We start from the raw sequence: 11,495 nt of genomic DNA on the forward strand, positions 1-11,495 counted from the left end.
GATGAATAATGAATATGAAAAGAAAGATTAGGTGAAGAAAATGGGACTATTTAGCTCATTATTTGGTAAAAAAGAAGAAAATAAGAATGTAGAGGGGAATAAAAAAATGTCAAAAGTATTATTTGTAAAAGCAAACGATCGTCCAGCGGAGCAAGCAGTTAGTTCAAAAATGTATGAAACATTTGTAAGTACTTATAAAGAAGCAAATCCAAATACAGAAATTACGGAATTAGATTTATTTGCATTAGATCTTCCTTATTACGGAAATATCGCGATTTCAGGTGGATATAAACGTAGCCAAGGTATGGAGTTAACAGCTGAAGAGGAGAAGGCAGTTGCTACAGTAGATCAATATTTAAATCAGTTTTTAGAAGCTGATAAGGTTGTATTTGCATTCCCATTATGGAACTTTACAGTACCAGCACCATTAATCACATATATTTCATACTTATCTCAAGCTGGAAAAACGTTTAAATATACAGCAAATGGCCCAGAAGGTTTAGTTGGTGGTAAGAAAGTAGTTGTGTTAGGTGCTCGTGGTTCAGATTACTCTTCAGAACAAATGGCTCCTATGGAAATGGCAGTTAATTACGTAACAACTGTACTTGGATTCTGGGGAATTACAAATCCAGAGACAGTTGTAATTGAAGGACACAATCAATATCCAGATCGTTCACAACAAATTGTTGAAGAAGGTCTAGAAAACGTTAAAAAAGTAGCAGCGAAATTTTAATTTATGATAGTAAATGGAAAAACCAACATGGATGACCGTGTTGGTTTTTTAGTCTATTTTTCATGTTAAAAAATGTATATTTATAAAATAAAAGAAAAGTTCGAAAATAGTATTGCAAAATATTATATAGCAAACTATAATGAGTTCAAGAATAGTTGATACTTAAATTAAATATTCAGAAAATTCAATTAGTTAAAATTGGAAAATGAGATAAGGAAATTTGAATGGGGGTTATATTATGGCGAATAAAGTACCGTTTTCGTTCATAGTAGTTATTGGATTAATGTTATTTGCACTATTTTTTGGAGCAGGAAATTTAATTTTCCCAGCGATGCTTGGTCAATCAGCAGGAGAGAATGTATGGATTGCTAACGCTGGATTTTTAGTAACTGGTGTTGGATTACCATTACTAGGTGTACTAGCATTTGGTTTTTCAGGTAAAGATGATTTACAGTCATTAGCAAGTCGTGCTCACCCAGTGTTCGGGATTGTATTTACAACAGTTTTATACTTAGCGATCGGTCCATTATTTGCAATACCGAGAACAGGAAATGTATCTTATGAAATTGGTCTTAAGCCGTTTATGCCAGAGGGAGTAGGTTCTACACCTTTAATTCTTTTCACAATTATATTCTTTAGCATCACTTGTTTTTTTTCGCTAAATCCCGCGAAAATTGTCGATATTGTTGGAAAAATTTTAACGCCAATTAAGTTGACTTTCATCGGTATTTTAGTAATCGTTGCTTTTATACATCCGATTGGAGATATGCAAGCACCAGTGGAAGCTTATACATCACATGCATTCTTTAAAGGATTCCAAGAAGGATACTTAACGATGGATACGCTTGCATCATTCGTATTCGGGATTATCATCATCAATGCTATTAAAGAAAAAGGTGCGAAAACGAAAACACAAATTATGGTCGTTTGTGCAAAAGCGACAATAATTGCAGCATCTATTTTAGCAATTATCTATACAGCTCTTTCTTATATGGGTGCTTCAAGTGTTGCAAAGCTTGGACATTTAGAAAACGGCGGAGAAGTATTAGCGAAAGTTTCTAACTACTATTTCGGATCATATGGCGGAGTATTATTAGGATTAATGATTACAGTAGCTTGTTTAACAACTAGTGTGGGACTTGTATCAGCATGTTCTTCATTCTTCCATAAGTTATTCCCAAATGTTCCTTACAAAGCAATTGCAATCACGCTATGTGTATTTAGTGCAATTGTTGCAAACGTAGGATTAACACAGTTAATCGCAGTTTCTGTTCCAGTATTAACAGCAATTTATCCACTAGCAATCGTATTGATTTTCTTAACATTCTTCCATTCATTATTCAAAGGAAGAGCTGAAGTTTATCAAGTGAGCTTAATCGTAACATTTATCATCAGCTTATTCGATGGATTAAGTGCAGCTGGAGTTAACATTGAAGTAGTAAGCCAAGTGTTCACTAAATTCCTTCCGATGCAGGAAGTAGGATTAGGCTGGATCTTCCCAGCGATTATCGGTGGATTTATCGGATATGGCATTAGCGTTGTAAAAGCAAAAAATCAAGTTCAACCAGCAACTAGAGCGGATAAGAAAATAGGTTAAATAAAAAAGTTATAGAACTTGTTTCTATAACTTTTTTTGTTACTATTAATAATGAGAAAAAATAAAGTAGTAGGGGAAATAAAATGAAAAAAACAATTGATCATATCGGAATCGCAGTTCGTGATATAGATAGTACCATACGTTTTTATGAACAGGTTCTATCAGGAGAATTAATAGATCGTTACGTAAGTGAGGCACCAGGTGTAGAAAGCGAAGTAGCCATTCTTGAAGTGGATGGAGATAGAATTGAATTACTTGCGCCGACAAATAACACCACTTCACCAATTGCCCGATTTATAAAACAAAAAGGTAAAGGTGTACATCATGTTGCGTATCGTGTCGATGATTTAGATGTGGCTCTAGAAGAGTTAAAAGAACAAGGTATTCGGACATTAGAGCATACACTTCGCATTAATAAGCACGGTAGAAGGTTAATTTATCTTAACCCAGCGGATACTGAAGGAACGATTATCGAGTATTGTGATTATCCGGAAGAGAAATAGAAGAGGGATATTTTTTTAAAGGTGTTACGTAATAACGTAATACCTTTTTATTTATGTATTTCACATTTTCTTCACAAATGATTCACGATAACTTTTCTTCTTTGATAACTTACATAAATATATTTTATGATATAATAACAATCGGCTTTAAAAATGTAAGTTGTATCTATCGTGATAGTTACTATTATATTAGAAGTTTATATTTAATCAGGTTAATATTTCGCCCGAGAATCAAACTTCGGAAGTTAAAGTAATGAAAATAGAGCAATGAGGAAGAAAGAAGTGAAATGAGTGTGAAAGTAATGAGAAGATTAGGGACATGGCTATTACTTGTGTGTGTGCTTATCATATTGATACCGCAAAGTGCATCTGCTCATGCGTACGTTGTGAAATCAAACCCTACTGAAAATGAAACATTGAAGAAAGCACCATCTGTTGTAAAAATCGAATTCGATGAGGACATACAAGTTTCAAGTTTTAATACATTGTACGTGAGAGATACATCAGGTAAAAGGGTCGATTTAAAAGATGCTCATATTGATAAAAAAAATAAAAAGCTATTAGAAGCTGGATTAAAAGACAATCTCAAAAATGGTCTTTACTCTATTCAGTGGAAAGTGATTTCAGCTGATGGACATCCAATTCAAGGAGTTATCCCGTTCCGGGTTGGATTAGCGGAAGCGGAAACAGACGATATACAAGTGGAAGAGATGGGCTACGTCCCACAAATCGATATGATTATGGAACGTGGAATTTTATATACAAGTTTCTCACTATTTATAGGAGTGCTATTCTTTAATCTTATTATGTATAAAGGCAATGCAACCTCGGTTCGATCAAGGAGTAAGAACATAATATGGATCTCTTTATTTGGGATATTGATTAGCTTGTTATTCAATCTACCACTGCAAGCGAAAATAAATGCTGATGTTTCATGGCTAGAAGCATTCAATCCTTTACTATTAAAAGAAACATTACAGCTTTCTGTTTTTGGTTATGTATGGATTACTCAAATGGTTCTCATTAGTACGCTTATAATTGTTACGTATTTTGCGGTGAAGCATGAGAAGTTTTCGTCGTTTAAAGTATGGAGTATTCCAATACTATTGTTTATAGGGCTACTTGTTATGAAGGCCTTTAATAGTCACGCATACGGTTTAAAGTTTAAAGACATTGCTGTCGTTATGGATTTTCTACATTTATTAGCAGCTTCATTATGGGTTGGTGGTTTATCATCTATTATTCTTCTTTTATGTAAAGAGGATAATAAGTGGCATATGTATTGGGATATGATTAAGCGTTTTTCACCGTGGGCAACAGGTGCTGTCATTGTGATTTTAATAACAGGCCTTTTTAATAGTACATTTTTTATTCCAACAATCCACTCGTTATTTGATACGAAGTATGGATTGGCTTTATTAGCAAAGATACTATTATTTATTTTCATGGGGATATTGGGAATTATTCATTATGTGAAAGGGAGAATAAGAGCGCAGCAAGGATTAGGAGCTACGGTGAAAGTAGAGTTTGTCATTGGAATTATCATTTTCGTAATCGTAGCTTTTATGACAAACGTACAAACACCACCGATGCCTCCTACTGGACCATTTACAGAGAGTAAGCAATTAGATAATGGATATGAACTTACGCTAAATGTAAGTCCGAATAAGGTAGGACAAAATAAATTCCATATTACACTAAAGGACGAAAAGGGACAGCCTGTTACTGATATGGAACAAATGATATTGACGACTCAATCATTAGATATGAACATGGGAAAAGGTTCATTTAAAGTTTCAGTAGTTTCACCAGGAGAATATGAAGCAGAAGGTATGTATATTAATATGACAGGAAACTGGAATATACATGTTCATGGATTAACAAAATCTCTTGATAGTTTCGATACAGATTTTAAATTTATTGTAGGTGGCAGATAAAATTTTACCAATCACGCTGCTAGCGAGTAGCAGGATAAACAGATGTTATAGATGAAAAGGAGTAAATAGAAAATGAAACGTATAAAAAAATTAGGAACAACAATGATCGCAACAATTATTGCAATGGGAATGTTTTCGTTACCTGTTAGTGCGCACGTCACTGTAAAACCAGCAACTTCTGACGTTGGTTCTTGGGAGACTTATACGATAAAAGTACCAGTTGAAAAAAATGTAGCAACGACAAAAGTTACACTGAAAATACCGTCTGGAGTGGAGTTCCAACAGTATGAACCAGTGCCAGGATGGAAAGTTGAGGAGCAAAAAGATAATGCCGGAAAAGTTAAAACTGTAGTATGGGAAGCGACAGGAGAAGGAATTTTAACAGGTCAGTTCCAGCGATTTACTTTCGTCGCTAAAAATCCGGATAAAGAGCAAAAAATAGCTTGGGACGCATATCAACAATATAAAGATGGAGAAATTGTTGAATGGACAGGTGATGAAAAAGCTGAAAAACCGCATTCACTTACTACAATTGCAAAAGGTACGTCATTAACAGGAGAACATGGTGAAGTGTCTAGTGTAGAAAAAAATGAAGGTACTAGTAATATGCAATTGATAGCAATTGTCTTATCTATTTTTGCCATAGTATCGTCGGTAAGTGCGTGTGTTTTTGTAGTACGTCGTAAAAAGTAAGACGTAAGAAAGAGCCTACAAACAGTAGGCTCTTTCTTACGTTTATTTCAATTCAACTTGCTGCCTTACAGCAAGTGTTTTCGGTTTTATATTTACAAAACAAATACTCACAACAATAAATAATAGTCCGATGAATAAGCTAATGGTAATAGCCTCATGTAAGAAAATTGAACTTACAATAATAGCTATTAGTGGAATGAGGAATGTATAAGCCCCAACTTTACTTGCTTCACCAGCTCCAACAAGTGTGAAGTATGCAAGCCACCCCATTGCAATAACAAAGAATGAAATAAAGAGAAGTACGCTAACAAATGGCATACTCCAAGCGATACTAGACCAGCTTTCAAACTCTGAACCAAATCCAATTAAGCAAAGGCCACCAATAATAAGCTGAAGTGTTACCATCCAAATGGCATTAACACGGTGACCAGTCTTCTTAATAAATACTGTGCCAAGTGCCCAGCCGATAGCGCATCCTAACGCGAGAAGGATTCCAATGATAGAAATATGTCCTGTTAAACTGCTAGAGCTAATAACACCTACACCAATAAATCCGAGAACAAGCCCGAAAATTTTCAAGCCGTACATTGATTCTTCAAGCCATATCCACGAGAAAATACCGAGTAAAACTGGTTGTAGAAATACAATGGCGGAAAATAACCCAGCAGGCATATATTGAAGGCCGACAGTTTGTAATCCGTAAAATATAATGATGTTAAGTAAAGAAGAAATAACGTATAAATGCCACGTTTCTTTTAAATGTAACTCTTTGTATTTCGGTAATGCGAACAGGAGTAAAATGAATCCTCCAATTAAAGTTCGAACGCCTGCAAATAAAACAGGTGGTGTATAATGCAGGGCAAACTTTGATAAAGGCCAATTGATTCCCCACATGAAAACGAGAAAGGTAAGGATGATGGCCGTCTTAGTTCGAGAAAGCTGTGTCACTGAAAGACCTCCTTGTTGTTATTCATTTCACTATGATATGATATCGACTGTAATAAATAAAATGAATCTTTTTTATGAGGAGTATAAGTGATTAGTTATGACCATTACACAACTGCAAGTATTAATAAAAACTGTTGAGTTAGGTAGTTTTACGAAAGCTGCCAGGGTATTAAATATGACGCAGCCAGCTGTTAGTCATGCGATTTCAAGTATTGAGTCAGAGTTAGGAGTTACTATTCTTATACGTGATAAACGAAAAGGGCTCCTCGTTACGGATGTAGGAAACAGGATTCTTGTACATATTAGAGAGATTTTGAACGGTGTAGAGAAGATTGAACAAGAAGTTGCGATGGAGAAAGGACACGAAGTTGGGACGATTCGAATTGGTAGTTTTCCGAGTGCTTCTGCACATTTCTTACCCAAAATGATAAACCTTTTTAAGGAGAAGTATCCGAAATTAGAAGTGGTTCTTTGTGAAGGAACGATTAAAGAAGTTGAAGATTGGTTAGTATCGAGGGTTATTGATATAGGAATTGTTATTTTGCCTAATAAAGATATGGAGATTGTTCCATTAACGAAGGGGAAAATGGTTGCTATCTTAAGAGAGGATCATCCTCTCTGTAAGAAGGACTCTATTACAATTAGTGATTTAGAGAATGAACCAATCATATTATGTAAGGGCGGATACGAACCACCTATTATTGATATGTTTAAACAAGCAAACGTACCACTTCGGGCTGAGTATGTAATTTCGACAGTTACTACAGCTTTAAATATGATTCAAGAAGGATTAGGCATTGCAATATTAGCTGAATTATCTTTAACGAATTTACCAAAAAATGTGCAAACGAGAGAATTGGAACCACAAGTATGGAGAGAAATTGCTTTAGCTGTTCCTTCATTAAAGGATTCTTCAATCGCTGTGCAGCTATTTATTGAAGAATTTCAATCGCTATTTGCAGAATAAAAAGAGGTGTCTCATATATCATAATGGGACACTTTTTAATTTACTTATAAAAAATCTATGAAAAGGATTGACTTATTTTTCAGTTGTAACTATAATGATTACATCGAGGTGGTGATTACGATGAAAATTAGTAGCCGCTTTTCCATAGCTGTTCATATTTTATCTATTTTGAAAAACAATCCATCTTCACTTTGTACTTCAGACTATATGGCTGAGAGTGTCAATACAAATCCAGTAGTCATTCGTAAAATCATGTCGTACTTGAAACAAGCTGGCTTTGTTTACGTAAATCGTGGACCGGGTGGCGCGGGATTACTAAAGGATTTACATGAAATCACATTGTTAGATGTGTATCATGCAGTGAACGTAGTCGAAGAAGACAAGCTATTTCATATTCACGAGCAACCAAATCCAGATTGTCCAATTGGGGCGAATATTCAAGCGGTGTTAGAAATTATTTTAATTCAAGCACAATCCGCGATGGAAGAAGTTTTGAGAAATATTACGATGGGGCAGTTGTTTGAAACTTTGCAAGAAAAAATGAATGCTTAAATAATATTTATATTTTTTTATCTTTAATGTAACTGATTTGATTACAACGATAAGGTAAGGTGTAAAAGTTATGACTGTAAAAATGAAAGTATACTCAGATTTTATATGTCCGTTTTGTTTTTTAGCAAAAGGTCCATTAGATGAGGTAGCGAAAGAGAAAGATGTAGAGATTGAATGGATGCCATTTGAATTACGTCCAAGTCCATATTCAAAAATAGATCCATGGAATGAACCAGAAAAATTAGGTTCATGGGATGCTTTCATTCTTCCGACAGCGAAGAAATTAGGAATCGATATGCGCTTGCCACGTGTTTCACCGCACCCATATACACATTTAGCTTTCGAAGGATGTCAATTTGCAAAAGAACGTGGACTAGGTAATGAGTATCACCACCGCGTATTCACAGCATTTTTCCAAGAAGAGCAAAACATTGAAGATATTGATGTGTTAACAAAATTAGCGGTAGAAGTAGGACTTCCTGAAGCAGAATTTAAAGATGCTTTAGTAACTCGTAAATATAAGGAAAAACATCAAGAAGCAATTCAGCACGCATATGATGAAGCGAATATTATGGCTGTTCCAACTGTCATGATTGGAGATGAAGTCATTCAAGGGCTTGCTAGTAAAGAAACACTAGAAAGGGTCATTGATAAAGAAATTGAAAAGGATAAAACAAATTCATTTGAAGGTATGCAATGTAATACCGATGGATATTGCTAATTAGCTTGTTATGAAATAACAAAATAAATTATAAAACAAACATTTGGAGGAATTAAAATGTCAGCAACTACAACAAACTTAAAAGAAGCAATTGTGAACCGCCGTTCAATTCGTAAAGTAGCAAAAAACGATGCAATTACGAAAGACAGAATTGAAGAAGTGTTAAAAACAGCTTTACACGCACCAACATCTTTCAATATGCAAAGTGGTCGTATGGTTGTATTAATGGATGGAGAGCATGAAAAGTTTTGGGATATCGTTAAAGAAACACTAAGAGCCCGCGTACCAGCAGAAAACTTTGAAGCGACTGTAGAAAGACTAAAAGGCTTTCATGCAGGTGTAGGAACAGTTCTATTCTTTGAAGATCAAGCAACTGTAGAAAAAATGCAAGAAAATGCGCCATTATATAAAGATCAGTTCCCATTCTGGTCTCATCAAGGAAATGCGATGTTACAACATACTGTGTGGATGCTATTATCTGCTGAAGGAATTGGAGCGTCATTACAACATTACAACCCAATCGTAGATGCTGAAGTGAAAGAAACTTGGAACATTCCGGCAGAGTGGAGCTTAGTAGGTCAAATGCCATTTGGTGAACCAAACGAACAACCAGCAGAAAGAACGTTCTTACCTACTGAAGATGTAGTGAAATTTTATTAAGAAATACAATATGTAACGAGAAGGAAGCTGTGCTTAAAAACAGCTTCCTTTTTTGTAGTGGTGTTAATTTATGCGTATTTAGGGAAGAAATATAAGAAATAATACGGTGAGAAGGGAATTAGAAAAATGAATGATGAGAAAAAATATACAGTGGTAGGTACTGATGTTGAGGAAGTAAAGCGTTTAAATAAAAATTCAGGGTTAACGTATAATCAAGTGAAAGAAATGTTAGCAAAGCAAATGCAAAAAAAGAAGTAATTAGATTGAAATCTTTCATTTTTTCATTTAGCATTTTGATTGGAGAGAGTTAAGTAAAAGGTAACTCTCTTTTTTGTATAGCTAAGCATCTTATAGAGTGGAGGAAGCAACATGAAGAAATGGGTAAAGGTAACGCTGTCTATCACTGGAGGCATTGTCTTATTAGCGTGTGCTGGTGGATATTACGTGTATAAAAATTATTTTCCAAAGGAATCTGAGCGTATTGTATATGATAAAGAAAGAGTGCTACAACCGATACATAATCAGCTTAAAGGAATCAATATAGAAAATGTAAAGATAAAAGAAAAAGAAGTCGTAAATGCGACTGTAGATGAGCTTCAAAAAATGATTGATGATGGAAAGTTGTCATATGAAGAATTAACGAGTATTTATCTCTTTAGAATACAAGAACATGATCAAAATGGAATAACATTAAATTCTGTTACAGAGATAAATCCTAATGCGATGGAAGAAGCAAGAAAGTTAGATCAAGAGCGGGGTAGAAACAAAAATTCGAATTTATATGGTATTCCTGTCGTTGTAAAAGATAATGTACAGACGGAAAAAGTGATGCCGACTAGTGCAGGAACTTATGTATTAAAAGATTGGATTGCAGATCAAGACGCAACAATTGTGAAGCAGTTGAAAGAAGAAGGAGCATTTGTTTTAGGAAAAGCGAATATGTCTGAGTGGGCGAACTATTTATCTTTTACAATGCCAAGTGGGTATAGCGGGAAGAAAGGACAAAATTTAAACCCGTACGGTCCGATTACATTCGATACTTCAGGATCAAGTTCAGGATCTGCTACAGTAGTTGCAGCAGATTTTGCACCGCTTGCAATTGGAACAGAAACGACGGGATCGATTGTTGCACCAGCGGCGCAGCAATCAGTAGTTGGGTTACGTCCATCTTTAGGTATGGTAAGTAGAACAGGAATTATTCCGTTAGTTGAAACTCTTGATACAGCAGGACCTATGGCAAGAACGGTAAAAGATGCAGCAACGTTATTTAATGCAATGATAGGTTATGACGAAAAAGATGTTATGACAGAAAAAATGAAAGATAAAGAAAGAATTGATTATACAAAGGATTTATCAATAGATGGATTAAAAGGGAAAAAGATAGGGCTTCTTTTTTCTGTAGACCAACAAGATGAAAATAGAAAAGCAGTAGCAGAAAAAATTAGAAAAGACCTTCAAGATGCAGGTGCGATATTAACTGATAATATCCAGTTAAGTGCTGAGGGTGTAGATAATTTGCAAACATTAGAATATGAGTTCAAGCATAATGTAAACGACTATCTTTCACAGCAAAAGAATGTACCGGTAAAATCGTTAGAAGAGATTATAGCGTTTAATAAAAAGGATAGTAAAAGACGAATAAAATACGGACAAACATTAATTGAAGGGTCTGAAAAATCTGTTATAACGAAAGAAGAGTTTGAAAACGTAGTGCAAACGAGTCAAGAAAATGCAAGAAAAGAGCTAGATAGGTATTTAGTAGAAAAAGGTTTGGATGCTCTAGTTATGATTAATAACGATGAAGTTCTTCTATCAGCTGTAGCTGGTTATCCGGAATTAGCGGTTCCTGCTGGATATGATAAAAATGGAGAACCAATCGGTGTAGTGTTTGTAGGGAAACAGTTTGGTGAAAAAGAGCTTTTCAATATTGGATATGCGTATGAACAGCAGTCCAAAAATAGAAAATTACCTAGTTTATAAAAGATTATATGAAAAATAACTGGAATCCACCGAAATATGTTGGTGGATTCCAGTTAAACGAATCTAACAATATGAAAAGAAAAAAAGGATTCTTCTCAATTAGTAAGAAAGATTGTCTATAGGAGTTCATAAAATGTAATATATTCAATTTCCATCCATTGAAGGGGGAGGTTAATTCTTAATGAATGAAGTAAAGAGTTTTTT

12 protein-coding genes are annotated in these 11,495 nt (G+C 34.8%); 11 read left to right on the forward strand and 1 reads right to left on the reverse strand.

Features of this window, described 5'->3' with window-relative positions; genetic code table 11:
* Positions 1–40: 40 nt before the first annotated feature.
* From ACQGS6_RS16485 to ACQGS6_RS16505, 5 genes are all read left to right on the forward strand, one after another.
* Positions 41–733 (forward strand): FMN-dependent NADH-azoreductase, encoded by a 693-nt coding sequence (locus tag ACQGS6_RS16485; RefSeq protein WP_000522502.1) that lies wholly within the window; start codon positions 41–43, stop codon positions 731–733.
* Between the two features lie 238 nt (positions 734–971).
* A complete protein-coding gene (gene brnQ, locus ACQGS6_RS16490) occupies positions 972–2,330 on the forward strand; it encodes a branched-chain amino acid transport system II carrier protein (RefSeq protein WP_001284785.1) in 1,359 nt (452 codons plus the stop codon).
* 83 nt (positions 2,331–2,413) lie between these two features.
* The gene (locus ACQGS6_RS16495; protein ID WP_000750855.1) at positions 2,414–2,833 is read left to right on the forward strand and encodes a VOC family protein; all 420 of its coding nucleotides are present in this window, start codon (positions 2,414–2,416) and stop codon (positions 2,831–2,833) included.
* Positions 2,834–3,120: 287 nt separating this feature from the next.
* Complete coding sequence (locus tag ACQGS6_RS16500) at positions 3,121–4,770, forward strand: copper resistance CopC/CopD family protein (RefSeq protein ID WP_000114337.1); 1,650 nt, start codon at positions 3,121–3,123, stop codon at positions 4,768–4,770.
* A gap of 72 nt (positions 4,771–4,842) precedes the next feature.
* The gene (locus tag ACQGS6_RS16505; RefSeq protein WP_000821399.1) at positions 4,843–5,463 is read left to right on the forward strand and encodes a YcnI family protein; all 621 of its coding nucleotides are present in this window, start codon (positions 4,843–4,845) and stop codon (positions 5,461–5,463) included.
* 42 nt (positions 5,464–5,505) lie between these two features.
* Here the strand turns inward: ACQGS6_RS16505 and ACQGS6_RS16510 are convergent, their stop codons facing one another.
* A complete protein-coding gene (locus ACQGS6_RS16510; protein WP_000192805.1) occupies positions 5,506–6,411 on the reverse strand; it encodes a DMT family transporter in 906 nt (301 codons plus the stop codon).
* Between the two features lie 97 nt (positions 6,412–6,508).
* On the opposite strand from ACQGS6_RS16510, the gene ACQGS6_RS16515 reads away from it, so the two are divergent.
* The 6 genes from ACQGS6_RS16515 (at position 6,509) to ACQGS6_RS16540 (ending at position 11,291) form a co-directional block, all read left to right on the forward strand.
* Positions 6,509–7,378: a LysR family transcriptional regulator gene (locus ACQGS6_RS16515; RefSeq protein WP_000156771.1), complete on the forward strand. Its 870-nt coding sequence runs from the start codon at positions 6,509–6,511 to the stop codon at positions 7,376–7,378.
* 120 nt (positions 7,379–7,498) lie between these two features.
* The gene (locus ACQGS6_RS16520; RefSeq protein ID WP_000704073.1) at positions 7,499–7,930 is read left to right on the forward strand and encodes an Rrf2 family transcriptional regulator; all 432 of its coding nucleotides are present in this window, start codon (positions 7,499–7,501) and stop codon (positions 7,928–7,930) included.
* 70 nt (positions 7,931–8,000) lie between these two features.
* The gene (locus ACQGS6_RS16525) at positions 8,001–8,651 is read left to right on the forward strand and encodes a DsbA family oxidoreductase (RefSeq protein WP_000216673.1); all 651 of its coding nucleotides are present in this window, start codon (positions 8,001–8,003) and stop codon (positions 8,649–8,651) included.
* Positions 8,652–8,708: 57 nt separating this feature from the next.
* Positions 8,709–9,311, forward strand: a complete 603-nt coding sequence (locus ACQGS6_RS16530; RefSeq protein WP_001277009.1) for a nitroreductase family protein — start codon at positions 8,709–8,711, stop codon at positions 9,309–9,311.
* Positions 9,312–9,437: 126 nt separating this feature from the next.
* On the forward strand, positions 9,438–9,569 hold the full coding sequence (locus ACQGS6_RS16535; protein WP_000997344.1) for a hypothetical protein: 132 nt from the start codon (positions 9,438–9,440) through the stop codon (positions 9,567–9,569).
* Between the two features lie 111 nt (positions 9,570–9,680).
* Entirely contained in the window at positions 9,681–11,291 is a 1,611-nt protein-coding gene (locus ACQGS6_RS16540) for an amidase family protein (protein WP_025966224.1), read from the forward strand.
* Positions 11,292–11,495: the final 204 nt, after the last annotated feature.

It is taken from the genome of Bacillus sp. GMs2/2 (assembly GCF_050172095.1).
GTDB lineage: Bacteria > Bacillota > Bacilli > Bacillales > Bacillaceae_G > Bacillus_A > Bacillus_A cereus.

What these genes read in the sequence shown, in the direction of transcription:
- ACQGS6_RS16485 (WP_000522502.1), top strand. Translation starts at nt 41, where the DNA reads ATGGGACTATTTAGCTCATTATTTGGTAAAAAAGAAGAAAATAAGAAT.
- brnQ (WP_001284785.1), top strand. Translation starts at nt 972, where the DNA reads ATGGCGAATAAAGTACCGTTTTCGTTCATAGTAGTTATTGGATTAATG.
- ACQGS6_RS16495 (WP_000750855.1), top strand. Translation starts at nt 2,414, where the DNA reads ATGAAAAAAACAATTGATCATATCGGAATCGCAGTTCGTGATATAGAT.
- ACQGS6_RS16500 (WP_000114337.1), top strand. Translation starts at nt 3,121, where the DNA reads ATGAGTGTGAAAGTAATGAGAAGATTAGGGACATGGCTATTACTTGTG.
- ACQGS6_RS16505 (WP_000821399.1), top strand. Translation starts at nt 4,843, where the DNA reads ATGAAACGTATAAAAAAATTAGGAACAACAATGATCGCAACAATTATT.
- ACQGS6_RS16515 (WP_000156771.1), top strand. Translation starts at nt 6,509, where the DNA reads ATGACCATTACACAACTGCAAGTATTAATAAAAACTGTTGAGTTAGGT.
- ACQGS6_RS16520 (WP_000704073.1), top strand. Translation starts at nt 7,499, where the DNA reads ATGAAAATTAGTAGCCGCTTTTCCATAGCTGTTCATATTTTATCTATT.
- ACQGS6_RS16525 (WP_000216673.1), top strand. Translation starts at nt 8,001, where the DNA reads ATGACTGTAAAAATGAAAGTATACTCAGATTTTATATGTCCGTTTTGT.
- ACQGS6_RS16530 (WP_001277009.1), top strand. Translation starts at nt 8,709, where the DNA reads ATGTCAGCAACTACAACAAACTTAAAAGAAGCAATTGTGAACCGCCGT.
- ACQGS6_RS16535 (WP_000997344.1), top strand. Translation starts at nt 9,438, where the DNA reads ATGAATGATGAGAAAAAATATACAGTGGTAGGTACTGATGTTGAGGAA.
- ACQGS6_RS16540 (WP_025966224.1), top strand. Translation starts at nt 9,681, where the DNA reads ATGAAGAAATGGGTAAAGGTAACGCTGTCTATCACTGGAGGCATTGTC.